The organism is Agromyces cucurbitae (genome assembly GCF_058349945.1).
The window spans coordinates 420,542-445,777 of sequence record NZ_JBYRES010000001.1; the positions used below are offsets into that span (position 1 = coordinate 420,542).

At 71.5% G+C, this 25,236-nt stretch carries 27 protein-coding genes; 14 read left to right on the top strand and 13 right to left on the bottom strand.

Annotated features, from left to right (window positions below):
* The first annotated feature begins 51 nt into the window (after positions 1–51).
* Complete coding sequence (locus AC3RJ6_RS02045) at positions 52–1,494, top strand: LssY C-terminal domain-containing protein (protein WP_491425200.1); 1,443 nt, start codon at positions 52–54, stop codon at positions 1,492–1,494.
* Positions 1,495–1,515: 21 nt separating this feature from the next.
* On the opposite strand, the gene AC3RJ6_RS02050 is transcribed toward AC3RJ6_RS02045, so the two are convergent.
* Positions 1,516–2,769: an FAD-dependent monooxygenase gene (locus tag AC3RJ6_RS02050; RefSeq protein WP_491425201.1), complete on the bottom strand. Its 1,254-nt coding sequence runs from the start codon at positions 2,767–2,769 to the stop codon at positions 1,516–1,518.
* A 107-nt stretch (positions 2,770–2,876) separates the two neighbouring features.
* Between AC3RJ6_RS02050 and AC3RJ6_RS02055 the strand changes: the two genes are divergently transcribed.
* Complete coding sequence (locus AC3RJ6_RS02055; protein ID WP_491425202.1) at positions 2,877–3,464, top strand: TetR/AcrR family transcriptional regulator; 588 nt, start codon at positions 2,877–2,879, stop codon at positions 3,462–3,464.
* 170 nt (positions 3,465–3,634) lie between these two features.
* Here the strand turns inward: AC3RJ6_RS02055 and trhO are convergent, their stop codons facing one another.
* On the bottom strand, positions 3,635–4,534 hold the full coding sequence (gene trhO / locus AC3RJ6_RS02060; RefSeq protein ID WP_491425203.1) for an oxygen-dependent tRNA uridine(34) hydroxylase TrhO: 900 nt from the start codon (positions 4,532–4,534) through the stop codon (positions 3,635–3,637).
* A gap of 69 nt (positions 4,535–4,603) precedes the next feature.
* Here trhO and AC3RJ6_RS02065 point away from each other — a divergent pair, with 69 nt between their 5' ends.
* Positions 4,604–5,161 (top strand): YbhB/YbcL family Raf kinase inhibitor-like protein, encoded by a 558-nt coding sequence (locus tag AC3RJ6_RS02065; RefSeq protein ID WP_491425204.1) that lies wholly within the window; start codon positions 4,604–4,606, stop codon positions 5,159–5,161.
* A gap of 191 nt (positions 5,162–5,352) precedes the next feature.
* Here the strand turns inward: AC3RJ6_RS02065 and AC3RJ6_RS02070 are convergent, their stop codons facing one another.
* Together AC3RJ6_RS02070 and AC3RJ6_RS02075 are read right to left on the bottom strand one after the other, a co-directional pair.
* Positions 5,353–5,991, bottom strand: a complete 639-nt coding sequence (locus tag AC3RJ6_RS02070) for a LysE family translocator (RefSeq protein ID WP_491425205.1) — start codon at positions 5,989–5,991, stop codon at positions 5,353–5,355.
* Positions 5,992–6,083: 92 nt separating this feature from the next.
* Entirely contained in the window at positions 6,084–6,617 is a 534-nt protein-coding gene (locus AC3RJ6_RS02075) for an ArsR/SmtB family transcription factor (RefSeq protein ID WP_491425206.1), read from the bottom strand.
* 113 nt (positions 6,618–6,730) lie between these two features.
* On the opposite strand from AC3RJ6_RS02075, the gene AC3RJ6_RS02080 reads away from it, so the two are divergent.
* Complete coding sequence (locus AC3RJ6_RS02080; protein WP_491425207.1) at positions 6,731–7,780, top strand: enoyl-CoA hydratase/isomerase family protein; 1,050 nt, start codon at positions 6,731–6,733, stop codon at positions 7,778–7,780.
* A 143-nt stretch (positions 7,781–7,923) separates the two neighbouring features.
* Here the strand turns inward: AC3RJ6_RS02080 and sufU are convergent, their stop codons facing one another.
* Both sufU and AC3RJ6_RS02090 read right to left on the bottom strand, forming a co-directional pair.
* A complete protein-coding gene (gene sufU, locus AC3RJ6_RS02085; protein WP_491425208.1) occupies positions 7,924–8,388 on the bottom strand; it encodes a Fe-S cluster assembly sulfur transfer protein SufU in 465 nt (154 codons plus the stop codon).
* The gene (locus AC3RJ6_RS02090) at positions 8,385–9,698 is read right to left on the bottom strand and encodes an aminotransferase class V-fold PLP-dependent enzyme (RefSeq protein WP_491425209.1); all 1,314 of its coding nucleotides are present in this window, start codon (positions 9,696–9,698) and stop codon (positions 8,385–8,387) included. The genes sufU and AC3RJ6_RS02090 overlap by 4 nt, the downstream gene beginning before the upstream one ends.
* Positions 9,699–9,823: 125 nt before the next feature.
* Between AC3RJ6_RS02090 and AC3RJ6_RS02095 the strand changes: the two genes are divergently transcribed.
* The 5 genes from AC3RJ6_RS02095 to AC3RJ6_RS02115 are packed head-to-tail and all read left to right on the top strand — an operon-like array spanning position 9,824 to position 14,854.
* Entirely contained in the window at positions 9,824–10,495 is a 672-nt protein-coding gene (locus tag AC3RJ6_RS02095) for a GntR family transcriptional regulator (protein WP_491425210.1), read from the top strand.
* Positions 10,496–10,530: 35 nt separating this feature from the next.
* Positions 10,531–12,066, top strand: a complete 1,536-nt coding sequence (locus AC3RJ6_RS02100) for an MmgE/PrpD family protein (protein ID WP_491426209.1) — start codon at positions 10,531–10,533, stop codon at positions 12,064–12,066.
* A 55-nt stretch (positions 12,067–12,121) separates the two neighbouring features.
* A complete protein-coding gene (gene prpB / locus AC3RJ6_RS02105) occupies positions 12,122–13,021 on the top strand; it encodes a methylisocitrate lyase (protein ID WP_491425211.1) in 900 nt (299 codons plus the stop codon).
* Positions 13,022–13,053: 32 nt separating this feature from the next.
* Positions 13,054–14,187, top strand: coding sequence for a bifunctional 2-methylcitrate synthase/citrate synthase (locus AC3RJ6_RS02110; RefSeq protein WP_491425213.1), 1,134 nt, complete (start codon positions 13,054–13,056; stop codon positions 14,185–14,187).
* 16 nt (positions 14,188–14,203) lie between these two features.
* Entirely contained in the window at positions 14,204–14,854 is a 651-nt protein-coding gene (locus AC3RJ6_RS02115; RefSeq protein WP_491425215.1) for a dihydrofolate reductase family protein, read from the top strand.
* A gap of 78 nt (positions 14,855–14,932) precedes the next feature.
* Here AC3RJ6_RS02115 and AC3RJ6_RS02120 read toward each other — a convergent pair whose 3' ends face one another.
* Entirely contained in the window at positions 14,933–16,081 is a 1,149-nt protein-coding gene (locus AC3RJ6_RS02120) for a M24 family metallopeptidase (RefSeq protein ID WP_491425216.1), read from the bottom strand.
* A 128-nt stretch (positions 16,082–16,209) separates the two neighbouring features.
* On the opposite strand from AC3RJ6_RS02120, the gene AC3RJ6_RS02125 reads away from it, so the two are divergent.
* Positions 16,210–16,770 (top strand): acyl-CoA thioesterase, encoded by a 561-nt coding sequence (locus AC3RJ6_RS02125; RefSeq protein WP_491425217.1) that lies wholly within the window; start codon positions 16,210–16,212, stop codon positions 16,768–16,770.
* Positions 16,771–16,776: 6 nt separating this feature from the next.
* Here the strand turns inward: AC3RJ6_RS02125 and AC3RJ6_RS02130 are convergent, their stop codons facing one another.
* The gene (locus AC3RJ6_RS02130; protein WP_491425218.1) at positions 16,777–17,370 is read right to left on the bottom strand and encodes a TetR/AcrR family transcriptional regulator; all 594 of its coding nucleotides are present in this window, start codon (positions 17,368–17,370) and stop codon (positions 16,777–16,779) included.
* Positions 17,371–17,453: 83 nt separating this feature from the next.
* Between AC3RJ6_RS02130 and AC3RJ6_RS02135 the strand changes: the two genes are divergently transcribed.
* Entirely contained in the window at positions 17,454–18,950 is a 1,497-nt protein-coding gene (locus AC3RJ6_RS02135; RefSeq protein ID WP_491425220.1) for a DHA2 family efflux MFS transporter permease subunit, read from the top strand.
* A gap of 154 nt (positions 18,951–19,104) precedes the next feature.
* Here the strand turns inward: AC3RJ6_RS02135 and AC3RJ6_RS02140 are convergent, their stop codons facing one another.
* Positions 19,105–20,205 carry an AI-2E family transporter gene (locus AC3RJ6_RS02140; RefSeq protein ID WP_491425221.1) on the bottom strand — a complete coding sequence of 367 codons (1,101 nt, stop codon included), beginning with the start codon at positions 20,203–20,205 and terminating at the stop codon, positions 19,105–19,107.
* A gap of 82 nt (positions 20,206–20,287) precedes the next feature.
* A complete protein-coding gene (locus AC3RJ6_RS02145) occupies positions 20,288–20,794 on the bottom strand; it encodes an SRPBCC family protein (protein WP_491425222.1) in 507 nt (168 codons plus the stop codon).
* Positions 20,795–20,880: 86 nt separating this feature from the next.
* Between AC3RJ6_RS02145 and AC3RJ6_RS02150 the strand changes: the two genes are divergently transcribed.
* Positions 20,881–21,243 carry a hypothetical protein gene (locus AC3RJ6_RS02150; protein ID WP_491425223.1) on the top strand — a complete coding sequence of 121 codons (363 nt, stop codon included), beginning with the start codon at positions 20,881–20,883 and terminating at the stop codon, positions 21,241–21,243.
* A gap of 96 nt (positions 21,244–21,339) precedes the next feature.
* On the opposite strand, the gene AC3RJ6_RS02155 is transcribed toward AC3RJ6_RS02150, so the two are convergent.
* Positions 21,340–21,756 (bottom strand): winged helix-turn-helix transcriptional regulator, encoded by a 417-nt coding sequence (locus AC3RJ6_RS02155; protein WP_491425224.1) that lies wholly within the window; start codon positions 21,754–21,756, stop codon positions 21,340–21,342.
* Between the two features lie 137 nt (positions 21,757–21,893).
* Here AC3RJ6_RS02155 and AC3RJ6_RS02160 point away from each other — a divergent pair, with 137 nt between their 5' ends.
* Both AC3RJ6_RS02160 and AC3RJ6_RS02165 read left to right on the top strand, forming a co-directional pair.
* Complete coding sequence (locus AC3RJ6_RS02160) at positions 21,894–22,253, top strand: DoxX family protein (protein WP_491425225.1); 360 nt, start codon at positions 21,894–21,896, stop codon at positions 22,251–22,253.
* Positions 22,254–22,292: 39 nt separating this feature from the next.
* Entirely contained in the window at positions 22,293–22,655 is a 363-nt protein-coding gene (locus AC3RJ6_RS02165; protein ID WP_491425226.1) for a DoxX family protein, read from the top strand.
* A gap of 46 nt (positions 22,656–22,701) precedes the next feature.
* Here AC3RJ6_RS02165 and AC3RJ6_RS02170 read toward each other — a convergent pair whose 3' ends face one another.
* Positions 22,702–23,295: a TetR/AcrR family transcriptional regulator gene (locus AC3RJ6_RS02170; protein WP_491425227.1), complete on the bottom strand. Its 594-nt coding sequence runs from the start codon at positions 23,293–23,295 to the stop codon at positions 22,702–22,704.
* A 64-nt stretch (positions 23,296–23,359) separates the two neighbouring features.
* Entirely contained in the window at positions 23,360–25,066 is a 1,707-nt protein-coding gene (locus tag AC3RJ6_RS02175; protein WP_491425228.1) for a phytoene desaturase family protein, read from the bottom strand.
* Positions 25,067–25,236: the final 170 nt, after the last annotated feature.

Genomic DNA, 25,236 nt, shown 5'->3' on the forward strand with positions numbered 1-25,236 from the left:
GGCCGGATCATCGACCGAGTGGCCGGGGCCGCCCGCGAGTAGCATTCGGACATGGGGGAGCGCTCGCTCGAGGCACCCGCGGCGCCACGCGCCCGCCGGGTGTCGCGTACCGCCGTGCTCGACGGGTTCTTCTTCGTGTACGCGGGCATCGCCTCGATCTGGCTCGCGTGGCTCGTGCTCGAGCAGAGCTTCGACTGGGGCTGGTTCGGGCTGCTCTTCTTCATCGTGTTCTGGGCGCTGCTCGCCTACCTCGTGCTGCCGCGGCTGCACCGCATCCTCACCACGATCTACGTGCCCGACTACTTCATCGGGCGCGCACGCACGAGCGACGGGCTGCTCGGCGACCCGGTGAACCTCGCGCTGCGCGGCGACGAGGCGGCGCTGCACGAGGCGATGGCCGCGGCCGGCTGGACTCGGGCCGATGACGTCGACGCCCGCTCGAGCTGGCGCATCATCGCGTCGACCCTCACACGCAAGAGCTACGACGAGGCCCCCGTGAGCCCGCTCTTCCTGTTCGGCCGCATGCAGGACTTCGCCTACCAGCAGGAGGTCGCGGGCAACCCCGCGAAACGTCACCACGTGCGGTTCTGGCGCACCCCCGACGGCTGGCTGCTGCCGGGCGGGCGCCGGGTCGACTGGCTCGCGGCCGGCACGTTCGACAAGTCGGTCGGCTTCTCGCTGTTCACCCTGCAGATCACGCACAAGATCGACGCCGACACCGACGTCGAGCGCGACCACATCGTGCGCACGCTCGCCGAGTCGGGTGCGCCGGTCGAGGTCGGGGTGATCGACGACTTCTCGACCGGCTACCACTCGCGCAACGGCGGCGGCGACACGATCCGCACCGACGGCGACCTGCCGGTCGTCGTGCTCGGCGACGCGCTCGGAGTGCCCACCGAGGCCGCCGACGCCGCAGCGCGGACACGACGCGACGAACTCGAGGCCGCGCTCGCCGCCGACACCGCGTCGGGCGAGGTCGGCAAGCGCTCGTCGTTCGAGCCCTTCGCCCGGCTCGCCGAGCGCGACGGCGGGATGCCCCGGGCCGAGGCCGTGCGACGGCCCATCGCGATCTCGCTCGGTGCGGGCCTCATCGTCGTCAGGGTGCTGCTCGGCGTGATCTGGCTCATCTCGCTCGCGGTGCAGTGGCCGACGATCGTGAGCGAGGCGGCCGACATCCACATCGAGGACGTGTCCGACGAGGACGCGGCGCAGATCGTGCTGTGGGTGATCGTCGGCGTCGGTGCGGTCGTGCTGCTCGCGGAGCTCGTCTTCGCGTGGCTCGTCTTCCGCGGCAGCAACTGGGCCCGAATCACGGTGATGGTCGTCGCCGTGCTCTCGACGCTGCTGTCGGCCATGGACTACTGGCTGGGCGGCGAGGACATCACGCTCCAGACGACGCTGCTCACGCTCTCGGTCGACATCCTCGTGCTGCTCGCCCTGTCGAGCCGCGCCGCGCGCACCTGGTCGCGCCTGCCGCGGGCCGCCCGCCGGTGAGGAGCCGAGTCTCGAGACCCGTCACACGACCGTCACACGCCCGGCCGGCCGCTCGACGACGGGCAGCGCGAGGTCGGGCGTCCCGGCCGCGAACATGCGCCGCACGAGCGGCAGGAGCGGCTTCGACAGCATCGCGCCCGTCGAGATGCGCGCCATCGTGGCGGCGAACCGGCTGCCCGGCACCATGCGTTCGAGCCCGCCGAACGGGATCGCCTTGCCCGCCTCGCCGAACGGCGCGATGTCGCGCGAGTAGCGCGCCAGCGCGGCGGGCACGTCGTCGGGCCGGGCGGCGAGGTGCTCGGCGAGCAGGTATGCGCCGATGAGCGCGGTCGCCGTGCCCATGCCCGTCAACGGCGACCCGCACGAGGCGGCGTCGCCGAGCAGCACGACCCGGCCGTTCACGGGCTCGTCGAGGTCGATGCGCACGAGCTCGTCGAAATAGAAGTCGGATGCCTCGGCCATCGCCGCGACGATCGTGTCGGCGTGCCACCCGGCGCCCTCGAGGGCTCGGCGCACGAGCGCCTCCTGCGCGGCCCGGTCGCCCCGCAGTGCGGCATCGCGCGGTGCGCGGAGCGTCAGGATCGCCTTCGACGTCGCCGGGTCGCGATCGGGTCGCAGCCCGAACGCGATGCCGGGCACGAAGCGCAGGGCGAACCAGCCGGGTTCGAGATCGGCCGGCGTCGGCAGGGTGAAGAACGCGGCGTACCCGCCGAGCGGCGTCGCGTACCGCTCTTCGGGGCCGAAGGCGAGTCGGCGGGTCGCCGAGTGCACGCCGTCGGCGCCGACGACGAGGTCGAACTCGGCGGGGGCGGCGTGCTCGAACTCGACGGCGACCCGGTCGTCGTGCTGTTCGAGCGCCGTGATGCGGTCGCCGTAGCGCACGTCGACGAGGCCGGGCGCGGCGGCCGCAGCCTCGTCGAGCGCTTCCTGCAGCGCGGCCGCGAGGTCGCCGCGGGCGATCTCGATCTCGGCGACGGCCCCTTCGCCGTCGAAGTCCGCCATCGACATGCGGCCGAACACGCGGCCCCGGCCGTCGACGTACGACATGCCGATCTCGTGCACGCGGCGCGGGTCGATGCCCGGCATGAGGCCCATGCGTTCGGCGACCTCGCGGCTCGCACCGCGGAGGTCGACGGCCTGGCCGCCGGGGCGCGGTGCGTCGGCGCGCTCGACGACGGTCGAACGGATGCCGCTGCGCGTGAGCTGCAGCGCGAGGGCGAGCCCGGCGATGCCGGCGCCGGAGATCAGGACGTGCGGTGCGGTGGTCGTGCTCATCGTCGTGCTCCTTCATCGAATGAGACAGATGTCTGATACAGATGTTCTACACCTGATTCGGACATTTGTCTAATACAAATGTCTGAATCGTTCGATACGATGTCGGCATGGGCAATCGTGAAGACCTCCTCGCGGGGGCGCGCAAGGTGATCCTCGAGCGCGGCGTCGCCAAGGCGACCGCGCGCGACATCGCGGCCGAGGCCGGCGTGAGCCTCGCGGCGATCGGCTACCACTTCGGGTCGAAGGAGCAGCTCATCACCGAGGCGCTCACCGAGTCGCTCGGCTCGGGCATCGGCGACCGCATGGAGGCCGTCATCCGCGAGACCACCGCGCTTCCGCTGCTCGAAGGGTTCGCGGCGTTCTTCGACCGCATGCCCGGGGTGTTCGCCGACAATCGCGAGGCCCTCATCGCGAGCCTCGAGAACACCGTGCGCGTGCTGCGCGGCCCCGGCGGGGGGCACGACCTCGCCGCGGCGACGACCGAGGCCGAACGGGGCATCGCCGAGCACCTCCGCGCAGCCCGCCCCGAACTCGACGACGCACAGGTCGAGGCGATCGCGAAGCTCGACTTCGCGCTCACGCAGAGCCTCGGAATCATGTGGCTCGTCGACCCCGGGCTCGTGCCGACGGGCGACGAGCTCGCGCTCGCGGTCGCCGCGCTCGCGGGTGCGGCGCCGGCCCCATCCGCTGGTTGAGGAGCGAGCGAGGAACGAGCACGCGTCTCGAAACCACACCCCGCTGGTTGAGGAGCGCGCGACGAAGGAGCCCGCGTCTCGAAACCATGGTGAGCCGCTTTCAGAAACCGGCCCACCGGGTTCCGAGACGCGTCGCCGCTGGCGCGTCGGCGCTCCTCAACCAGCGGGTGTCAACCAGCGGAGAGCAGATGCGCCGCGCACGGCGCCGCCCCGCACGGCTCGCACAGCACGAACTCCGCGTCGCACGAGGCATCCGTGCAGTTGGCGGTGCGGTTCGTCGCCGAACCGCAGCGCGCGCACTCGCCGATGACGGCGGCATGGTCGCTGAAGTCGATCGACCCGCGCCCGTCGAAGACGTAGAGCGAGCCCTCCCACAGTCCGTCGTCGCCGAACCGCTCGCCGTAGCGCACGATGCCGCCGTCGAGCTGGTACACCTCGCCGAAGCCGCGGTTCGACATGAGGCTCGAGAGCACCTCGCAGCGGATGCCGCCCGTGCAGTACGTGACGACCGGGCGATCCTTGAGGTGGTCGTACGCGCCCGAGTCGAGCAGGTCGATGAAATCGCGCGTCGTCTCGGTCGGCGGCACGACCGCGCCGCGGAAGCGGCCGATCTCGGCCTCGAGCGCGTTGCGCCCGTCGAAGAAGACGACGTCGTCGCCGCGCTCGCCGACGAGCTCGTGCAGGTCGTCGGGGCTGAGCTTCGTGCCGCCGCCGACCACGCCCGCGTCGTCGACCCGCAGCTCGCCGGGCGCCCCGAACGACACGATCTCGTCGCGCACCTTGACGCTGAGCTTCGGGAAGTCGAGGCTGCGGCCGTCGGCGTCGAGGCCCGTCCCTTCGCTCCACTTGAAGTCGACGTGCTTGAACGGGGGATAGTCGCGGGTCTTTCGCACGTAGCGCTTGAGCGCGCCGAGCTCTCCGCCGAGGGTGCCGTTGAGGCCGTGCTCCGAGATCAGCAGGCGGCCGCGCAGGCCGAGCGACTCGGCGAGGTCGCGCTGCCACAGGCGGATCGCGTCGGGGTCGGCGAGCGGCGTGAAGGCGTAGTAGAGCAGGATCTTCGCGACGGGCACCCGCAGATCTTACGGGCGTAGGCTGACGAACGGCCCGGATGCCTCGACCCGGGCCCGGAGAGGACACCGATGTTCGACCACGATCCCTACGCGCAGCTGCAGGCGCTGAAGCCCATCGGCTCGTTCACCGTCACGAGCGCCGACCTCGAGCCCGGCGGTCAGCTCGCCGCGCCGCAGCGGAGCGCCGGCCGGGGCGGCCAGGACGTGTCGCCGGAGTTGAGCTGGTCGGGGTTCCCCGCCGAGACGAAGAGCTTCGCCGTGACGTGCTTCGACGCCGATGCGCCGAGTGGGGCCGGCTGGTGGCACTGGGCGGTCGCGAACATCCCGGTGACGACCACCTCGCTCGAGACCGGCGCGGGAGCACCGGACGCTCGGTCGCGGGGCCTGCTGCCCGAGGGTGCGACCGTGCTCGACAACGAGTACCGCGAGCCGCGGTACCGGGGTTCGGGTCCGCCTCCCGGAACGGGCGTGCACCGCTACTTCTTCGTCGTGCACGCGCTCGCGGTGCCGCGGCTCGACGTCGACCCGGCCACCACGACGCCGACGGTGCTGAGCGCCCAGTGCTTCTTCAACAGCGTGGCCCGCGGCATCCTCGTCGGAACGGACGTGAACCCGGCCGACGCGTAGCGCGCGTATCGAAACCCGCTCCCGCTGGTTGAGGAGCGCCCGACGGAGTCGGACGCGTCTCGAAACCGGGTGAGCAGCACTCGAGACCGTCTCGCGCGGTTTCGAGACGCGTCGCCGCTGCGCGTCGGCGCTCCTCAACCAGCGGGTGGGGGTCGCCGCTGCGCGTCGGCGCTCCTCAACCAGCGGGTACGTCAGTGCTTGGCGCCACTGAGCGCGAGCACGCCGCCGAGGCCGATCATCATCACGCCGCCCGTCGCGGCGAGGTGCTCGGCGCGCCTCGGCGACTTCGCGAACCAGTCGCGCGCCGACCCGGCCGCGAGCGCCCACACCGAGTCGCACGCGAGCGCGAGCACGACGAAGACGAGACCGAGCTCCGCGAGCTGCAGCGGAATCGCTCCGGCATGGAAGTCGACGAACTGCGGCAGCACGGCGACGAAGAACGCGATCGTCTTGGGGTTCGAGACGCCCACGATGAACCCTTCGACGAGCAGCCGCCACGGCGAACGGCGCGCGACGGTGCCGGTGACGGCAGCCGAGGCGTCCGCCCGGTGCCGGATCGCCTGGATGCCGAGGTAGGCGAGGTACAGCGCGCCCGCGATCTTGATGACGGTGAACAGCACGACCGATTGCGCGACGATCACCCCGACGCCGAGCGCGACCGCGGCGACGAGCGGCAGCATGCCGATCGCGTTGCCGACGACGCTCAGCAGTCCGCCGACGCGTCCGAGCGCGAGCGAGCGCCCGATGACGAACAGCACGCTCGGCCCGGGGATGACGATGAGCACCACCGAGGCGGCGACGAACGCCCAGAGGTTCGATGCGGGGACCATCCCGGAATCGTACGCCTCATCGCCGGATTCGCTCCCCAAGTCGCTCCTGGCCCGGCACGACCGTGTTCCGTTTCACCTCTGCCAGCTCCGCCTCATGATGAGGCGCAACTGGCATAGCTCGAAAGAGAATACCCTGGGTCCCTGGGTCCCTGGGTCCCTGGGTCCCTGGGTCCCTGGGTCTCTGGACTCGCGGTCCGGCAGCCTGCGGGTGGGACGTTTGGGTGCGTGGGACGTACGGGCGCGTGGGATGCGTGGGGCGCGTGCGGGGGCGCCCGGCGCGGGCGGCCGGCGTGCGGAGTGCGTGAGGGCACGGGCGGTCGCAGCGGATCGCCGTCGGTGCCGTAGCCGTACCTGTGGTCCCAGAGCGTGAACAGCTCGCCGACCGCGTGATCGAGCTCGAGCAGGAAGTCCTCCTCGAGGACGTACAACCGCTGTGTGTAGTCGGGGAGCACCTTCACGACCGTGTGCTCGCGCAGGATCTTGAGATGGTGCGAGACCGCCGATCTCGACCCCCCGAACTCGCCGACGAGGACATCGGTCAACATCCCGGCCGGGTGCGATCCGACGGCCAGGACCTCGATGATGCGACGGCGCACCGGCTCGGCCAGGATCTCGAACGGATTCATCGTCGCAGGCTACGACGGCGCTGCCGCCGAAGCTTGGATGGCCCATCGGTTCGACGGAGCACGCAGTGGTTCCGCGCCTGTGGAGGACGGCTCGGGGCGATACGGTGGCAGACGTGAGCGCCCACATCTCCGCGACGGTCGCCGACGGCGTCGGCCACGTCACGCTCGACCGTCCCCAGGCCATCAACGCCCTCTCGTACGAGATGGTGCGCGAGCTCACCGCCGTGTTCGAGGCGTGGCGCGACGACAGCGAGGTCGGCGTCGTCGTGCTCGACGGCGCCGGCGACCGCGGGTTCTGCGCGGGCGGCGACATCCGCGAGCTGTACGGCTACGCGACCAACGGCGGGCACGGCGAGGCGCGCGACTTCTTCCGCACCGAGTACCGGCTGGACGCCGCGATCGCGCGCTACCCGAAGCCCGTCGTCGCGATCATGGACGGCATCACGATGGGCGGCGGCATCGGACTCTCGGGGCACGCCGCGATCCGCGTCGTCACCGAGCGGTCGAAGCTCGCCATGCCCGAGACCCGTATCGGCTTCACCCCCGACGTCGGCGGCACGTGGCTGCTCGCCTCGGCGCCGGGCGAACTGGGCGTGCACCTCGCGCTCAACTCCCGCACCATGAACGCGGCCGATGCGCTCTACGCGGGCTTCGCCGACTCGTACGTGCCCGCGCGAGACGTGCCGCACCTGCTGCAGGCCCTCGCCGAACGCGCCGACCCCGGCAGCCCCGCCGAGATCGTCATGCTCTTCGACGAGACGCCCGCCGAGGCATCCGGGCTCGCGCTCGCCCGCGACTGGATCGACGATTGCTACTCCGCGGCCACCGTGACCGAGATCATCGACCGCCTGCGCGCCCACGCGCATCCCGACGCCGCGGCCGCGGCCGACGAGCTCGAGACCCTCTCGCCGACCGCGATGGCCGTCACCCTCGAGTCGGTGCGCCGGGCGCGCACCCTGCCGAACCTCGAGGCGGCGCTCGAGCAGGAGTTCCGCGCGGTCAGCTGGTTCCTCGGGCAGCACGACCTGCACGAGGGCATCCGGGCGCAGGTCATCGACAAGGACCGCAACCCGCAGTGGAACCCGCCCGAGCTGCGCGACCTGCCGCTCGACCTCGGCGCCCGCGTGCTCGACGACCCGAGCGCCGGTCGCGTCTTCGACTAGGCCCGCTGGTTGAGGAGCGCGCGAGGTACGAGCACGCGTCTCGAAACCCGGTGACCCGGTCTCGGGAGCGGCTCACGAGGTTTCGAGACGCGTCGCCGCTTCGCGTCGGCGCTCCTCAACCAGCGGAAGGGCGTCATCGCTCCTCAACCAGCGGGCTGCGCCTCGGCCTGCGCGAGGCACGCCTCGAGCGCGACCCACGCGAGCATCGCGCACTTCACGCGCATCACGTACTTCGAGACGCCATGGAACGCGATCGCGTCGCCGAGCACCTCTTCGTCGGGCTCGCCCGCGCCCTGCGAGCGCAGCATCGCCCGGAACGCCTCGATGAGCCCGCGCGCCTCGTCGACGGTGCGACCCGTGACGAGCTCCGTGAGCGTCGACGCCGAGGCCATCGAGATCGAGCAGCCGTCGCCCTGCCAGGCGAGCTCGTCGATGCGGTCGCCGCCGTCGGCATCGCGCCCGAGCCTCACCCGCACCGTGATCTCATCGCCGCACGTCGGGTTGTACTCGTGGTGCTCGGCGTCCGCACCCTCGAGCGGCCCGTCGCCGTTGCGACGCTTCGACTGGTCGAGGATGATCTGCTGGTACAGACCCTCGAGCCCGCTCACGCGATCACCGCCGCTGCCTCGGAGGCGACACCGAAGAACCGGCGCACCTCGCCCAGCGCGTCGACGAACCGGTCCATCTCGTCGGCCGTCGTGTAGACATGGGCGCTCGCGCGCGTCGTCGCCGTGACCCCGAGCGCCCGGTGCAGCGGCTGCGCGCAGTGGTGGCCGACCCGCACGACGACGCCGGCCTCGTCGAGGAACTGCCCGACGTCGTGCGCGTGCACGCCTTCGACGGCGACCGCGACGAGCCCGGCGCGCGGCGAGCCGTCCTGCGGGCCGACGACCCGCACCCCGGGCAGCGTCGCGAGCCGGTCGACGACGCGCGACGCGAGCGCCTGCTCGTGGGCGGCGACCGCGTGCATTCCGATCGCCTCGAGGTAGCGCACCGCCTCGGCGAGGGCGACGGCCTGCGACACGGGCTGCGTGCCCGCCTCGAAGCGGTGCGGCGCCGGCAGGAACTCGGCGTGCTCGAGCGTCACGCGCGTGATCGTCGATCCGCCGGTGCGTGCCGGCGGCAGCGCGTCGAGCAGCTCGGCGCGGCCGTAGAGCACGCCGATGCCGTTCGGCCCGAGCATCTTGTGCCCGCTGAACGCGGCGAAGTCGACGCCGAGCGCCGCGAAGTCGGTCGGCCGGTGCGGCACCGACTGGCACGCGTCGAGCACGACGAGCGCGTGCGGTGCGCGCTCGCGCACGAGGGCGACGACGTCGGCGACGGGCGCGAGGTAGCCCGTGACGTTCGACACCTCGGCGAACGCCACGACCTTCGTCCGCGGCGAGAGCACCTCGGCGAGCCCGTCGACCGACCACAGCCCGTGCTCGTCGACGCGCACGCCGCGCAGGTGCGCGCCCGTACGTGCGGCGAGCCGCTGCCAGGGGATGAGGTTCGCGTGGTGCTCGGCCTCGGTCACGACGATCTCGTCGCCGGGTTCGAGCACGAACCGGGATGCCTCGGGGCCGGCGAGCCCCGCCGAGGCGTCGGCCATGCCGAGGGCGACGATGTTGAGTGCGTCGGTCGCGTTCTCCGTCCAGACGATCTCGCGGTCGCCGGCGCCGACGAAGCGGGCGACCGTGGCGCGGGCGTCTTCGAAGAGCGTGGTCGAGCGGCCCACGGCGGCGCTCGCTCCGCGGTGCACCGGAGCGAGATGCCGCTCGAGGTAGTCGCGTTCGGCGTCGAGCACCTGGCGGGGGCGCTGGGCGGTCGCCGCGGAGTCGAGGTACGCGGGCGCCGAGCGGTCGGCGAAGGCGGGGAAGTCGCCGCGGAGGTCTGAGACCGCTCGTACGCCGATGCGGTCGAGGTCTGTGGTGCTCATCCCCTTAATCGTCCCACGCATGAGCGCGGTGTCGGCTGGGAACGCGATGTATACACAAACGGGCTATCCGCTCGCTATTTGCGCAGAGGACCGCACGAGCGTATACATGAGTGGGGGAGGGAAGCATGCGAGCGAGTGATCGCGCCTATCGGGCGCTCCGCGAGGAGATCCTCGACGGCGTGCTCGCGCCCGGCACCGCGCTCGCCGAGGTCGAGCAGGCGAACCGGCTCGGCGTCTCCCGCACCCCGGTGCGCGAGGCGCTCGCGCGGCTCGAGGCCGACGGGCTCGCGACCGCCGCGTCGGCGCGCGTGCTGCAGGTCTCGGCGCTCGACGCGGCGAGCATCGTCTCGCTCTACGAGGTGCGCGAGGCGCTCGAGGGCCAGGCCGCCCGGCTCGCCGCGGCCAGACGCGACCCCGCGCGCTTCGCCGAGCTGCGCCGCCGCATCGCCGCCGCGCCCGCCCTGCTCGACACGGGCGACGACGGCCTGCGCGCCTACTACGAGGTCGTCGACGCGCTCGACGACGAGATCGAGGCGGCGGTCGCCAACCCGATGCTCGCCGCCGCGCTGCAGAGCGCCCGCCTGCACTCCGCCCGCGTGCGCCGGCTCGCGCGCCAGCACCCGGAGCGGCTTCGCGCCGCGGCATCCGAGCACCTGCTCATCGTCGACGCGATCGTCGCCGGCGACGGCGCACTCGCCGCGCACGCCACCCACGTGCACCTGCACCTCAGCCTCCGTCACGCGCTCGCGTCGATCGAGGAGAGATCCGCCCTCGTCAGCCCGACGGGCACCGCGTAGCCTGACCGATGGAACAGTTCAGAAAGGTCCACCCCATGCACAACCACCACGTCCGCACGCACCGCAGCGACGAGAACCTGCAGCGCGAGGGCCAGCTCGCCTGGGCGCTCGCCGGCGTCGCGACCGACCCGGTCGAGCTCGACGACGACGTCGTCGACATGGTGGTGAACCGCGTGATCGACAACGCGGCGGTCGCGGCGGCCGCGATCGCGCGTCGCCCGGTCGTGTCGGCCCGCAGCCAGGCGCTCGCGCACCCCGTCTCGATCGGCGGCGACGGCGCGACCGTCTTCGGCGCCGACGCGGCCCGCCGCACGAGCCCCGAGTGGGCGGCATGGGCCAACGGGGTCGCCGTGCGCGAGCTCGACTACCACGACACGTTCCTCGCGGCCGAGTACTCGCACCCGGGCGACAACATCCCGCCGGTCACCGCGGTCGCCCAGCACCTCGCGCAGCGTCGCGGCCTCTCGGGGCGCGACCTCGTGCGCGGCATCGCGACGGGCTACGAGATCCAGGTCGACCTCGCGAAGGCGATCTCGCTGCACAAGCACAAGATCGACCACGTCGCCCACCTCGGCCCGTCGGCCGCGGCCGGCATCGGCACCCTGCTCGGCCTCGACCGCGAGACGATCTTCCAGGCGATCGGCCAGGCCCTGCACACGACGACCGCGACCCGCCAGTCGCGCAAGGGCGAGATCTCGACGTGGAAGGCGCACGCCCCCGCCTTCGCGGGCAAGATGGCGATCGAGGCCGTCGACCGCGCCATGCGCGGCCAGACCAGCCCCGTGCCGATCTACGAGGGCGAAGACGGGGTGATCGCATGGCTGCTCGACGGGCCGGATGCCTCGTACGAGGTGCCCCTGCCCGACGAGGGCGAGGCCAAGCGCGCGATCCTCGACTCGTACACGAAGGAGCACTCGGCCGAGTACCAGGCGCAGGCGTGGATCGACCTCGCCCGCAAGCTGCACGACGAGTACCCGCTCATCCTCGACGCCGAGCACATCGAGTCGATCACGCTGCACACCTCGCACCACACGCACTACGTCATCGGCTCGGGCGCGAACGACCCGCAGAAGTACGACCCCGACGCGTCGCGCGAGACGCTCGACCACTCGATCCCGTACATCTTCACGGTCGCCCTGCAAGACGGGGCGTGGGACCACGAGACCTCGTACTCGCCCGAGCGCGCGCACCGCCCCGAGACGATCGCCCTGTGGAAGAAGGTGTCGACCGTCGAGGACCCCGAGTGGACGCGCCGCTACCACTCGCTCGACATCGCCGAGAAGGCGTTCGGCGGCCGCGTCGTGATCAAGCTCGCCGACGGCGGCGAGATCGTCGACGAGATCGCCGTGGCCGACGCGCACCCGCTCGGCGCCCGGCCGTTCGCCCGCGAGCAGTACGTGCACAAGTTCCGCACGCTCGCCGAGTGGGCGCTCACCCCCGACGAGATCGAGCGGTTCCTCGACGTCGCCCAGCGCCTGCCCGAGCTCGGCCCCGACGAGCTCGGCGGCCTCACCTTCACCGTCGCGCCCGGCGCCCTCACGGGCGTCGAGATCCCCGAGGGGCTGTTCTGATGCTGGGTCTCGATACGGCGCTGCGCGCCTACTCGACCGACGGAGAGGTCTTCTGATGCTGTACTCCCAGACCCCGGCCCACGAGAAGCGCCGGCTGTTCCGCGAGCGGCTCGCGACGGGCGAGATCATGCGGTTCCCCGGCGCGTTCAACCCGCTGTCGGCGAAGCTCATCGGCGAACGCGGCTTCGAGGGCGTCTACATCTCGGGCGCGGTGCTCTCGGCCGACCTCGGCCTGCCCGACATCGGGCTCACGACGCTCAGTGAGGTCGCCGGTCGCGGCCGCCAGATCGCCCGCATGACCGACCTGCCCGCGATCATCGACGCCGACACCGGCTTCGGCGAGCCGATGAACGTCGCCCGCACCGTGCAGGAGATGGAGGACGCGGGGCTCGCGGGACTCCACATCGAGGACCAGGTCAACCCGAAGCGCTGCGGCCACCTCGACGGCAAGCAGGTCGTCGACGACGAGACGGCGCTGCGCCGCATCCGCGCCGCCGTCGACGCCCGCCGCGACGAGAACTTCCTCATCATGGCGCGCACCGACATCGCCGCGGTCGACGGGCTGGAGGCCGCGATCGACCGGGCGAAGGCCCTCGTCGACGCCGGCGCCGACGCGATCTTCCCCGAGGCGATGCGCTCGCTCGAGGAGTTCGCCGCGATCCGCGCCGCCGTCGACGTGCCGCTGCTCGCCAACATGACCGAGTTCGGCAAGAGCGAGCTCTTCACGGTGCAGCAGCTGGCCGACGTCGGCATGAACATCGTCATCTGGCCCGTGTCGCTGCTGCGACTCGCGATGGGCAGCGCGATGCGCGGACTCGACGAGCTCGAGGCATCCGGTTCACTGACCGCCAAGCTCGGCGAGATGCAGCACCGGGCCGAGCTCTACGAACTCGTCGACTACGAGGCGTACAACCACTTCGACACCTCGATCTTCAACTTCACCGTCGCCCGCTGACGACGCCGGACCGCCAACGCAAGGGAGCACACATGGCCGAGCAGGAGATCTACAAGGGGCTGGCCGGGGTGCCGGTCGATTACACCGCCATCTCGAAGGTCAACCCCGAGACGAACTCGCTGCTCTACCGCGGGTACCCCGTGCAGGAGCTCGCGGCCTCGTGCACGTTCGAGGAGGTCGCCTACCTCCTCTGGTACGGCGAGCTGCCGAACGACGCCGAGCTCGGCGCATTCGAGGACCGCGAGCGGTCGCTGCGCGGACTCGACCACGAGGTCAAGCGCGTCATCGACGAGCTGCCGCTCGAGGCCCACCCGATGGACGTCGTGCGCACGGCCGTGAGCGTCATCGGCGCGAGCGATCCGATGACCCCGGATGCCTCTCCCGAGGCCGACCTCGACAAGGCGATCCGGCTCTTCGCGAAGCTGCCCTCGATCGTGTCGTACGACCAGCGCCGTCGGCACGAGCTCGAGTTCGTCGAGCCGCGCGACGACCTCGGCTACTCGGCGAACTTCCTCTGGCAGACGTTCGGCGAGATGCCCGAGCTGACCGTCGTCAACGCGTTCGACGTGTCGATGATCCTGTACGCCGAGCACTCGTTCAACGCGTCGACCTTCACCGCCCGCGTGATCACGTCGACGCTCGCCGACCTGTACTCGGCGGTCACCGGCGCGATCGGTGCGCTCAAGGGGCCGCTGCACGGCGGTGCGAACGAGGCGGTCATGCACGCGTTCGACGAGATCGGCCCGGGCAAGGGCGGGGCCGAGCGGGCCGTCGCCTGGCTCGACGACGCGCTCGCCTCGAAGCGCAAGATCATGGGCTTCGGGCACCGCGTGTACAAGAACGGCGACTCGCGCGTGCCGACGATGCGCGACGCGATGGAGCGCATGGTCGAGTTCTACGACCGCCCCGACCTGCTCGAGCTGTACGTCGCGCTCGAGCAGGCGATGGGCGAGCGCAAGGGCATCAAGCCGAACCTCGACTACCCGGCCGGCCCGACCTACCACCTCATGGGCTTCGACACCCTGACCTTCACGCCGCTGTTCGTCGCCTCGCGGGTCACCGGGTGGACGGCGCACATCATGGAGCAGGCAGCGTCGAACGCGCTCATCCGCCCGCTGTCGGTGTACAACGGGGTCGACGAACGGCACGTGCCCGCGAAGGGCTGAGACCGGAGCCCGCATCATGTCGCACGTCTTCCTCGAGATGACGATGACCCTCGACGGCTTCACCGCCGCCCACGGCGTGAGCCTCGAGCACCCGCTCGGGATCGACGGCGAACGCGTGCACGAGTGGATCCGCAACTCGGTGTTCAGCGGCGCAGTGCCGCAGGACAGCGACGCGATCGTCGACACCGAACCGCAGCGGGTCGACCGCGAGGCCGCCGAGCGCATGTTCGAGTCGACGGGGGCGTTCGTCATCGGTCGCCGCACGTTCGACGTCGGCGAGTCGGCCTGGGGCGACGCGCCCGTCTTCGAGGGGCGTCCGTGCTTCGTCGTCACGAGCCGGGAGCACGAGCCCGTCGAACGCGGCGGCTCCCGCTTCGAGTTCGTCACCGGCGGCATCCATGAGGCGGTCGCGCGCGCGAGCGCCGCGGCGAGTGCGGCGTCGGTGTGCCTCATGGGCGGTGCGCGCGTCGCCCGCGAGGCGTTCGCCGCGGGGCTCGTCGACGAGGCGCGGCTGCATCTCGTGCCCGTGCTGCTCGGCGGGGGCACGCGGCTGTTCCCCGACTCGTCGGAGCATCGCGTCGAGCTCGAGCCGCTGAGCGTCGCGCAGGGCGCGAAGGCGACGCACCTGCGCTACCGCGTGGTGCGCTCGCGCTCGTCGGTCGAGTAGCGAGCGCCAGCGAGCGTATCGAGACCACGATGCCGGTGGTCTCGATACGGCGCTGCGCGCCTACTCGACCGACCGACCTCAGACGACGATGAGCTCGACCGGCGAGTTGTTCATGAGCACGGCGCCCTCGTCGCCCACCACGACGATGTCCTCGATGCGCACGCCGAAGCGGCCGGGCAGGTAGACGCCCGGCTCGATCGAGAAGGCCATGCCGGGCTCGAGCGGCCGGGTGTCGCCCGCGACGATGTAGGGGTGCTCGTGCACCTCGAGCCCGATGCCGTGCCCGGTGCGCGTGATGAAGTACTCGCCGTAGCCGGCCTGCTCGAGCACCTCGCGGGCCGCGCGGTCGATCGACTCGGCCGAGGCGCCCGGCCGCACCGCCGCGACTGCGGCGCGCTGCGCCGTGCGCACGAGCTCGTGCACCCTCGCGAACTCGGGGTCGGGCTCGCCGCCCGCGACGAGGTACGTGCGGGTGCTGTCGGAGTTGTATCCGGCGGGGTTGGGGCCGCCGATGTCGATGACGACCGGGTCGCCGGCCTCGATGACGCGATCGGACGCCTCGTGGTGCGGCGAGGCGCCGTTCGGCCCCGAGGCGACGATGACGAAGTCGGCCGTGCGGTGCCCCTCCTCGACGAGCGCGGCGGCGATGTCGGCCGCCACCTCGTTCTCGGTGCGGCCGGCACGCAGCCATTCGCCGATCCGCAGGTGCACGCGGTCGATCGCGGCGCCGACCGCGGCGAGCTCGTCGACCTCGGCGGGCTGCTTGCGCATTCGCAGCTCGGCGATGAGCTCCCCGGCGGGCCGCATCCGCAGCCCGGGTCGGGCCTGCTGCAGCCGGAAGGCGTGCAGGTACGGCAGGTGGTCGTCGACGGCCGCGGTGTCGAGCGCGGCAGCGGCCCCGGCATCGGCGCCGAGCTCGGCGAGGAGCGCCGCGTACGGGTCTTCGCCGTCGAGCCAGGTGACGAATCGGATGCCGGCCGCCTCGGCCGTGCTGCCCTCCCAGCCGCCGCGCTCGAGCGCGGGCAGCACCATGACCGCGTCGCGGGGCGCCGTCGCCGGCACGGCGAGCAGCGTGAGTCGCTCGTGCGATGCGACCGAGTGGCCGACGAGGTAGGCGAGGTCGGGCCCCGGGGCGACGAGCACGACGTCGACGCCCGCAGCGCGTGCGGCCTCGGCGAGTCGGTCCAGGCGGTCGGTGGTGGTTGCTGCGGCGTCGGCGGAGGGCATGCCTCGGAGTCTACGGCGGGGGTCGGCTGGGTGTTCGGCACAACTTCGGCGCGAGGCATCCGGGCTGTCGTTGTCATGATCGACGGAGTATCGGAACCCACTGCGATCTCGTCATACAGTCGTAGATCATGCACATGTTCTTCCGCACGATGCTGCATTTCGCGCTCGCCCGGTTCCGTTCGCCGCTCGGCCACGGCGACGTCGCGCGCACGAACTTCATCACCCTGCCGACCGACCTCGACATCCTCAACCACATGAACAACGGGGTGTACTTCTCGATCATGGATGTCGCGCGGTTCGAGATGCTCGTGCGCAACGGCGTGTGGCAGCTCATGAAGGAGCGCGGCTGGTACCCGGTCGTCGCGAGCGAGACGATGACGTTCCGCAAGTCGCTGAACCCGTGGGACCGGTTCACGATCGAGTCGCGCATCGTCGGGCACGACGACAAGGCGGTGTACATGGAGCAGCGCTTCGTGCGGTCCGATGCCACGGGTGCGCCCGAGATCTACGCGACCGGTCACATCCGGGCGCGGTTCCTGCGCAAGTCGGGCGGCACGGTGCCGATGCCCGAGCTCGTCGAGGCGTTCGGGGTCGACGGCTTCGACGGCATCCCCGAGTGGATGGAGCGCTGGGGCGACGACGTCGCGCTGCCCGCGACCCGCGCCGCGGCGCCGTCGGTGTGGGAGTGAGCCGGCTCAGCCGGCCTTGCTGAGCCCCTCGAGCACGAGCCCGAGCTTGTCGCCGAACGTGCAGGCGAACAGCTCGTCGACCTGGTCGTCGTCGTGGATTCCCACGGTGAGGTTCGACGCGATGAGGGTGTTGATGAGCATTCCCTGGGCCATGAAGCGCATCGCCTCCTCGGCGTCCATCACGCTGCGCATGCGGTCGTAGATCGCCATGAAGCCGGCCCGCGCGACCGGGCCGATCGCCGGGTCCTGGCCGAGGATGAACCCCTGCATGAGCGAGAGCAGGATGCCGCGGTCGGTCTGCACGAGGTCGACGTACGCCTCGCCGATGCGCGGGCCCACGGGGCGGTCGGACGACTCGTCGGCGATCGCCGCGTCGATCGCCTCGCCGATGCGGGCGCACGCCCGCTCGACGACCTCGATGAAGAGCTGCTCCTTCGTGCCGAAGAGCCGCACGACGTAGGGCTGGCTGATGCCGGCGGCCTTCGCCACGCGGTCGGTCGTCGCGCCGGCGTAGCCCTGCTCGCCGAAGACGCGCGTGGCGGCTTCGAGGATCTGTTCGCGCCGCTCCGTTGCGGGGATGCGATCCGTGGTCGAACTCATGCTTGACATGTTATCAGTCGATTACTACATTTGCTCCCGTATTGGTTATCAGTCGATTACCACCACCCTCGAAGGAGCTTCAGATGTCCACCACCGCACGCCGCATCCCGGTGTGGCTCGCGATCGTCGCGGCATCCCTGCCGATGTTCATGGCGACGCTCGACAACCTCGTCATCACGAACGCGCTGCCCGCGATGGCCGTCGACCTCGGCGCCTCGATCGAAGAGCTGCAGTGGTTCGTCAACGCGTTCACGCTCGCGTTCGCGACGTTCATCCTCGCGGCCGCCGCGCTCGGCGACCGCATCGGCCGGCGTACCGTCTTCGTCGTCGCGATCGCGATCTTCACGGGCGCGAGCGTGCTCGTCGCGCTCAGCACCGAGCCGTGGCAGGTCATCGCCACCCGCGCGATCCAGGGCTTCGGCGCAGCCGGCATCATGCCGTTGTCGCTCACGCTGCTCGCGGGCAGCGTGCCGAAGCGGTTGCGCCCCATGGCGATCGGCATCTGGGGCGGCGTCGCCGGCCTCGGCGTCGCGCTCGGACCGCTCATCGGCGGCGCCGTGATCGAGGGCTGGAACTGGCAGGCGATCTTCTGGCTCAACGTGCCCGTCGGCCTGATCGCGATCCCGCTCGCGCTCGCCGCCCTGCCGAACACGCTCGGCGCGCGCGTTCGGATCGACCTGCCGGGCGTCGCCCTCGCGGGCCTCGGCGTGCTCGGCCTCGTCTTCGGCATCGTGCGCGGCAACGACGCCGGCTGGGACAGCCCCGAGGTGATCGGCTCGCTCGTCGCCGGCGCACTGCTGCTCGCCGGATTCATCTGGTGGGAGTCGCGCACGAGCGCGCCGCTGCTGCCGCTGCGCCTCTTCCGCGACCGCAGCTTCACCGCCGCGAACCTCGTCGGCTTCTGGTTCAGCTTCGGCATGTTCGGCGCCGTGTTCGTGCTCATCCAGTTCCTGCAGGTCGTGCAGGGCGCCTCGCCGCTCGAGGCCGGTGTGCAGACGATGCCCTGGACGCTCGCGCCCATGTTCATCGCGCCCATCGCCGGCGCGATCGCGCCTCGCGTCGGCACCCGCATGCTGATCGTCACCGGCCTCGCCCTGCAGGCGGCGGCGCTCACCTGGCTCGCCCTCGAGATGGCTCCCGACGTCGCGTACGCCTCGCTCGTCGGGCCGTTCCTCATGGCGGGCGTCGGCATGTCGCTCGTGTTCGCGCCCATGTCGACGGCCGTGCTCGCCCACATGCCCGAAGACGACCACGCCAAGGCGTCGGGCACGAACTCCACGCTCCGCGAAGTCGGCGTCGCGCTCGGCGTCGCGGTCCTGACCGCGGTCTTCACGGGCGCCGGCGGCGAGCTCACCCCGACCGGCTTCACGGATGCCGCGGTGCCGGCCGTGCTCGTCGGCGCCGCCGGCCTCGTGGTCGCCCTCGTCGCCGCGCTCTTCCTGCCCGCAGGGCGCGGCACGGGCGAGCACGGCCCGGCGGTCGAGGATGCCGCGGCCGAGGCATCCGCGATCGGAGGCGTCGAGCCGGCCGGCTCGGCCGAGCCCACCGAGCCCACCGAGCGCGAGCCCGCCGGCGTGTAGCGCCGAGGCGGTGCCGGCGCGCGACCTCGCTCGTTGCGGGCGCGTCTTCGTTCCGGGGGTGCTTTTCCGACAGATTCGACCCGATTCGGAGGCCGAAACGTCGGAAAAGCACCCCCGGAACGCGGAACGCGGAACGCGCGTCCGGGCGCGGACGCTAGCTGCGCGCCTGCTTCGGGATCACGACCTCGCGGATGATGAGCAGGATGCCGGCCGAGATCGGGATCGCGACGAGCGCGCCGAGCAGGCCCAGCAGGGTGCCGCCGGCGAGGGCCGAGATGAGCACGATCGTGCCCGGCACCTGCACGGCCTTGCCCATCACCTTCGGGGTCAGCACGTACGCCTCGACCTGCATGTACACGAGCATCGCGATGAGCACGATGAGGCCGGCCACGGGAGAGACGAAGAGCGCGACGATCGTCATGATCACGGTCGTGATGACCGTGCCGATGAGCGGGATCAGGGTGATGAAGAACGCGAGCACACCGATGAAGAGCGCGTACCGCACACCCACGAGCGAGAGCAGGATCGTCGAGAAGACCGAGTTGAAGAACGCGAGCACGACCATGCCGCTGAGGTACTTGCCGACCGAGAGCATGATGCGCTCGGCGAGGCTCTCGACGCGGTCGCGGTGGCTCGCGGCGACGAGCGTGTAGCAGGCGCGCTTGGTGGTGTCGAGCGTCGCGATGAAGTAGATCGAGAGCACGACGACGAACACGCTCGTGGAGATCCCGTCGAGCAGCGCGGCGCCGAACGCCAGCGCGCCGCCGCCGATCGCCGCCCACGTGTCGGGGTCGGTGAGCACGCCGCCGACCCACTCCACGATCGACGACAGCACCCCGTTCGTCGAGTCGTCGTACCGCTCGAACCAGCCTGAGTCGACGAGGTGGTGCACCTCGGCGGGCATCGTCTTGAGGAACACCGCGGCCTGGTTGACGACGGGCGGCACCACGAGCCAGATCACGCCGATCACGACGGCGACGAACAGGAGGATGACCGTGACGATCGCCGTGCCGCGCGACATGCCCCGTCGCTGGAACCAGCGGATGAGCGGGTCGAGCCCGAGTGCGACGAACGCGGCCACGAACACCGAGAGCACGACGCCCTGCAGGGCGATGAGCGCCGATGCCAGCATGAGTGCGAGCAGCACGCCGAGCGTGACGATGAACCCCCATCGCAGCGGGTGGTCGACGAAGAGCCCGCCGCGCGGGCGGGCGGCCGGACGTTCCCGCCTCCGGAGGCGTTCTGCCGTGTTCACGCGCGTCAGTCTAGGGGCGCGACGGTGCAGCGGCCGGGATGCCTCGGGCGAGGCATCCGCATCGTCGTCGGCGTCTGCCGGCTCAGCCCTTGGCGGTGTCGGGCACCTTCAGTTCGCGGTAGTGCGGTGAGAACGAGGGGTAGTACGTCTCCCACGCGGGCAGCGTCGCACCTGAGCGCGAGGCGATGAGCCGGTCGAGGTAGAAGTCCCAGCCGGGGCCGACGCTCGCGGCGTCGGCGCCGTCTTTCACTCGCTGGCCGAGGGTCAGCGTCGTCATGCCGCCGCCCTCGACGAGGTGGCAGAACACGCGCACCCCGTTGGGGCCCGAACCCGAGTCGGCCGTGAACCGGTGCGGCGGGGCGCACTCGAGGATGGAGACGTTCATCCACTCGGCGCCCTCCTCGCTCATCTGGAAGCGCACGCCGCCCGTCGAGGGACTGCCCGTGTACGTGCCGATCCACGCCTTCATCGCGTTCGGATTCGTGAGGCTGTACCAGACGTCCTCGATGGGCGCGTGGAACAGCCGGTCGAACTGCAGGTAGAGCCCGTCGGCCTTCAGCACGTAGTGTCCGGTCGGTTTCGCGGTCATCGTCGCCCCCAGTCGCGTCATGAAGCCCGAAGTTTCATTCAATTCAGGCTAAGCCCGGGCGAGCGCGAAGCACTAGAGTCGGAGCCATGAGTTCGAAGGGGCGCGTGGCGCACGAAGAAGCGTTGGACCTCACCGAGGGCAAGTCGGGGCTGTGGGGCTGGCTCGCCGGCCTGATCGTGCTCGTTCTCGTCGCGCTGCCGCTGTCGGCCGCGTTCGCGTTCGCGACGAATCCGCACACGCAGCAGTTGTTCTCGGGCCGCCTCGAAGAGGTGGGCACCGGGGCCTACCAGACGTTCTGGTGGATCGTCACGCTCTTCCTGGTCGCGGTGCCGATCCTCGTGGGCTACGTCGTCGCGAATCTCTCGGCGAAGTCGCTCGCCGTCGCCGGCGGCATCATCGCGCTGTTCGTCATCGCGATCATCGTGCTCGGCCAGATGTTCATCTTCTGACCCCTCGCGGGGTGAGGCGCGAAGCGCCGTCTCGAGACCGCCGCTCGCGGCATCCGGGTCTCGAGACGGCGCTTCGCCCGTTTCTCGACGGGTTGCTCACGCCTCGTCGAAGGCGTCCCTCGCGTCGGTGATCTGCTCGTGGTGGGCGGCGGCCCAGCCGACGAGCCCGAGCACGGGTTCGGCGAGCGACCGGCCGAGGTCGGTCGCGGCGTACTCGACGCGCGGCGGGATCTCGGGGTAGCTCGTCCGTGAGACGAGTCCGTCGCGCTGCAGGTTGCGCAGGGTCTGCGTGAGCATGCGGTGCGAGATGCCGTCGATGCGGCGCTGCAGCTCGGTGAAGCGCAGTGGCTCGTCGTGCAGCAGGCCGATCACGAGCAGGCTCCACTTGTCGCCGACGCGGGCGAGCACGTCGCGGATGACGCCGCTCGCCTCGTGCTCGACGCTGCACGGCGACGCCGCGCGGGGCGGGCAGTCGGCGACGGGGTCGGCGGTCAGCGGCATGGGGGTGGCCATCGTGCTCCTCTCGACGCACCGGCGCCATTACGCACCTCGAGGTGCGTGACGCATGGTGAAGTGCGTGGCGGCCGTCGGTTAGAGTCACCGGTCGTGCGTTACGCACTGATGGTAACCGAATCGTCTGGAGAAACACCATGATCATCGCCCTGTGGATCGTCACCGGCCTGCTCGCCGTCATGTTCGTCATGGCCGGAAGCATGAAGGCCCTCAAGAGCCGCGAGGCCGTCCTCGCGAACATGCCCTGGGTCGAGGAGGTCAGTGCCGGCCAGCTGAAGACCATCGGCATCCTCGAGGTGCTCGGCGGTATCGGGCTCGTGCTGCCCGCGGCGACGGGCATCCTGCCCTGGCTCACCCCGGCCGCGGCGATCGCGCTCGCGATCACGATGGGGTTCGCCGTGGCGCTGCACGTGAAGCGCGCCGAGCCGTTCGTGCCGAGCCTCGTGCTCGGCATCGTCTCGCTCGTCGTCGCCGCGGGCTGGATCGTGCTCGGCTGACCCTGTTCGGCTGGCCATACCATACGGTATGGTATGGCTATGGACCTCACGATTCCCGACCCGGTCTGGCCCGTCGTCGTCCTCGCCGTCATCTGCTTCGGCGACGCCCTGCTGTGCCTGAAGCCCGTCGCGTTCATCGCGAAGTGCTTCGAGGACGTCGGCTTTCCGCGCACGTGGTGGTGGGTCATGCCGCCGATCAAGTTCGCCGCGGCCGCCGGACTCATCGCCGGCATCTGGATCCCGTACCTCGCCGCCCTCACGTGCGCTGCGCTGATCGCCTACTTCCTCGTGGCGATCGGCATGCACGTGCGGGCGCGCGACTTCGGCCGCAACCTCTTCGTCAACGCGACCGGGATGCTACTGATCTGCGTCGCGACCGGGCTGTGGTGCTTCGTGCTGTGAGCCGGCCGCTGCTCGGGGCGTGCGAGCGGCGCGGAACGACTCGGCGTCAGTCCGCGGTGCCGTCGGCGCCGCGACCGTCCTCGATGCTCCCGACCGGCGCGATGTCGAGCAGCAGCTCGTAGACGGCGCGCAGCTCGTCGGGGCCGATCGGGGGCACCGTCGCGGCGGCGCCGACCGATACGAGGTACGGCACGAGCGCCGCCGTGCGTGCGGCCGCATCGGACTCCGTCGCCGGCCGCCACACCGCCTGCAACGCCTCGATGACGCGGGCGTCGATGCGCGCCTGCGTCGCCCGTGCGTCGTCGTCGGAATGCGCCCATGCCCGCACCGCCACGTCGAGCTCGGTCGGACGGATCGACGGGCTCCCCGAGAGTGCGAGCTCGCTGAGCCACGCGAGCGTCGCGCGCGTGCCCTCGTCGCGCCTGGCGGCGATGCCCTCGGCGATCGAGCCGATCGTGCGCTGCTCGTAGTGCGCGAGCAGCGCACGCTTGTAGTCGCCGGCCCCGGCGAAGTGATGGTGGAACGATCCCTTCGTCACCCCGAGCCGCGCGGCGAGCCGGTCGATGCGCAGGCCCGTCGCGCCATCGGCGGCGAGGACGTCGAGGCCCTCGTCGAGCCAGCGTTCGCGTGTGATCGCCATGTCCTCACCATACCGTCGGGTATGGTCGGGTGCCCGGCCTCGCGGCGGTCGGGGCCGACCCTCCTCACCCTGCGGTGGACTCGAGCACGGCCATCGCCGCGTTGTGCCCGCCGATGCCGCTCACCGCGCCGCCGCGGACGGCGCCCGATCCGCAGAGCAGCACCCGCGGATGCCGCGTGGCGACGCCCCACCGCTCGGCCGGCGTGGCGAGCGGCGCGTCGTCGTCGGCCCACGGCCACGACAGCGGCCCGTGGAAGATGTTGCCGCCCGGCATGCGCAGCGCCTCCTCGAGGTCGAGTGTCGTCTTCGTCTCGATGCACGGGCGGCCCGAGGCATCCGTCGCGATCAGGCTCTCGATCGGTTCGGCGAGCACCGAGTCGAGCGAGTCGAGCACCGCCCGCTGCAGGAGCTCGCGGAGCTCGGCGTTGCCGTACCGCTCGAGCAGCCGGTGCGGCGCGTGCAGGCCGAACACGGTGAGGGTGTGCAGGCCGGCGGCCGTGAGCTCGGGCGCGAGGATCGACGGGTCGCTCAGCGTGTGGCAGTAGACCTCGCACGGCAGGGGAGTGGGGATGCCGCCGCGCGACGCCGTCGAGAACGCCGCGTCGAGCTGCGTGCCGAGCTCGTTGACGTGGAACGTGCCGGCGAAGGCCTGCTCGGGCGCGACCTCGGCGTCGCGCAGGCGGGGGAGCCGCTCGAGCAGCAGGTTGACCTTGACCTGGGCGCCCTCGGGCGCGTGCAGGGCGCGCAGGCGCGCGGCGACGACGGGCGGCACGCCGCCCGGGCCGGCGTTCGCCGCGGCATCCGCGTCGATGAGCTCGTCGAGCACGGCGGGCGCGACGTTCGCGAGCACCGTGCGCGCGGTCGCGACGCGATCGCCGTCGGCGCTGCGGTAGCGCACCCGTCCGGCGGGGTCGACCCCGAGCACTTCGGCGCCGGTCAGCAGTCGCGCACCGGCCTCGCGGGCCGCGCGCTCGAGCTCGCCGCTCACCGCGCCCATGCCGCCGATCGGCACGTCCCAGTCGCCCGTGCCGCCGCCGATCACGTGGTACAGGAAGCAGCGGTTCGCGTCGAGCGACGGGTCGTCGAGCGCGGTGAACGTGCCGATCAGGCCGTCGGTCGCAACGACGCCGCGCACGAGGTCGCTCGCGAACCGGGCGTCGATCGCCTCGCCGAGCGGGCGCTCGACGAACGCGGCCCACACCTCGTCGTCGCCGACGAGCGCGCGGGCCTCGGCGCGGGTCGGCAGCGGCTCGGTCAGGGTCGGGAACAGCCGCTCGGCCAGGCGTGCGGTCTGCGCGCCGAACGCCGCCCACGCGGCGGCGTCAGCCGCCGCGTCGATTCGCCCGAAGGCGTCGGCGGATGCCTCGGGGCCCGCGTCGCGGTCGACGAGGAGGCCCCGCGCGGGGTCGCGCGGGTCGGGCGTGTACGACGAGAAGCGCCGGCGCACGAGCTCGACGTCGAGGCCGAGGTCGTCGATGATGCGCTGCGGCAGCAGGCTCACGAGGTACGAGTAGCGGCTGAGCCGCGCGTCGACGCCCTCGAACGCCTGCGCCGAGATCGCCGCGCCGCCGAGGTGGTCGTCGCGCTCGAGCAGCAGCACGTCGAGCCCGGCGCGGGCGAGGTAGGCGGCGGCGGTCAGTCCGTTGTGGCCGCCGCCGACGATCACGACATCGTGTGCGGAGGGCTCGGCGGCGGGCGGCTCGGGTTCGATTCGCTCGCTCGCGGCTCGCTCGTGCTGGCTGGTCTCGTGCTCGGCGCGGGGTCGTGGCATCCTCTGAGCGTAGGTGTTCACCCATGATTCGGAGGCGCCATGATCGATCTGCTCATCCGGGCCTCATGCGCGACCGCCACCGACTGCGACGATACGGCCGCGATCTCGATCGACGCCGTCTGGTTCGCCGTGCCGATCCTCGTGCTGGGTGCGGCCCTGGTCGTCGGGAT

Coding starts and splice junctions, on each gene's coding strand:
- AC3RJ6_RS02170 (WP_491425227.1), bottom strand. CDS start 23,295: ATGGCGATCACACGCGAACGCTGGCTCGACGAGGGCCTCGACGTCCTC.
- AC3RJ6_RS02100 (WP_491426209.1), top strand. CDS start 10,531: ATGCACAACCACCACGTCCGCACGCACCGCAGCGACGAGAACCTGCAG.
- AC3RJ6_RS02045 (WP_491425200.1), top strand. CDS start 52: ATGGGGGAGCGCTCGCTCGAGGCACCCGCGGCGCCACGCGCCCGCCGG.
- prpB (WP_491425211.1), top strand. CDS start 12,122: ATGCTGTACTCCCAGACCCCGGCCCACGAGAAGCGCCGGCTGTTCCGC.
- AC3RJ6_RS02130 (WP_491425218.1), bottom strand. CDS start 17,370: ATGAGTTCGACCACGGATCGCATCCCCGCAACGGAGCGGCGCGAACAG.
- AC3RJ6_RS02150 (WP_491425223.1), top strand. CDS start 20,881: ATGAGTTCGAAGGGGCGCGTGGCGCACGAAGAAGCGTTGGACCTCACC.
- AC3RJ6_RS02120 (WP_491425216.1), bottom strand. CDS start 16,081: ATGCCCTCCGCCGACGCCGCAGCAACCACCACCGACCGCCTGGACCGA.
- AC3RJ6_RS02075 (WP_491425206.1), bottom strand. CDS start 6,617: ATGAATCCGTTCGAGATCCTGGCCGAGCCGGTGCGCCGTCGCATCATC.
- AC3RJ6_RS02050 (WP_491425201.1), bottom strand. CDS start 2,769: ATGAGCACGACCACCGCACCGCACGTCCTGATCTCCGGCGCCGGCATC.
- AC3RJ6_RS02145 (WP_491425222.1), bottom strand. CDS start 20,794: ATGACCGCGAAACCGACCGGACACTACGTGCTGAAGGCCGACGGGCTC.
- AC3RJ6_RS02175 (WP_491425228.1), bottom strand. CDS start 25,066: ATGCCACGACCCCGCGCCGAGCACGAGACCAGCCAGCACGAGCGAGCC.
- AC3RJ6_RS02055 (WP_491425202.1), top strand. CDS start 2,877: ATGGGCAATCGTGAAGACCTCCTCGCGGGGGCGCGCAAGGTGATCCTC.
- AC3RJ6_RS02155 (WP_491425224.1), bottom strand. CDS start 21,756: ATGGCCACCCCCATGCCGCTGACCGCCGACCCCGTCGCCGACTGCCCG.
- AC3RJ6_RS02160 (WP_491425225.1), top strand. CDS start 21,894: ATGATCATCGCCCTGTGGATCGTCACCGGCCTGCTCGCCGTCATGTTC.
- AC3RJ6_RS02095 (WP_491425210.1), top strand. CDS start 9,824: ATGCGAGCGAGTGATCGCGCCTATCGGGCGCTCCGCGAGGAGATCCTC.
- AC3RJ6_RS02115 (WP_491425215.1), top strand. CDS start 14,204: ATGTCGCACGTCTTCCTCGAGATGACGATGACCCTCGACGGCTTCACC.
- AC3RJ6_RS02070 (WP_491425205.1), bottom strand. CDS start 5,991: ATGGTCCCCGCATCGAACCTCTGGGCGTTCGTCGCCGCCTCGGTGGTG.
- AC3RJ6_RS02135 (WP_491425220.1), top strand. CDS start 17,454: ATGTCCACCACCGCACGCCGCATCCCGGTGTGGCTCGCGATCGTCGCG.
- AC3RJ6_RS02065 (WP_491425204.1), top strand. CDS start 4,604: ATGTTCGACCACGATCCCTACGCGCAGCTGCAGGCGCTGAAGCCCATC.
- AC3RJ6_RS02110 (WP_491425213.1), top strand. CDS start 13,054: ATGGCCGAGCAGGAGATCTACAAGGGGCTGGCCGGGGTGCCGGTCGAT.
- AC3RJ6_RS02125 (WP_491425217.1), top strand. CDS start 16,210: ATGCACATGTTCTTCCGCACGATGCTGCATTTCGCGCTCGCCCGGTTC.
- AC3RJ6_RS02090 (WP_491425209.1), bottom strand. CDS start 9,698: ATGAGCACCACAGACCTCGACCGCATCGGCGTACGAGCGGTCTCAGAC.
- AC3RJ6_RS02165 (WP_491425226.1), top strand. CDS start 22,293: ATGGACCTCACGATTCCCGACCCGGTCTGGCCCGTCGTCGTCCTCGCC.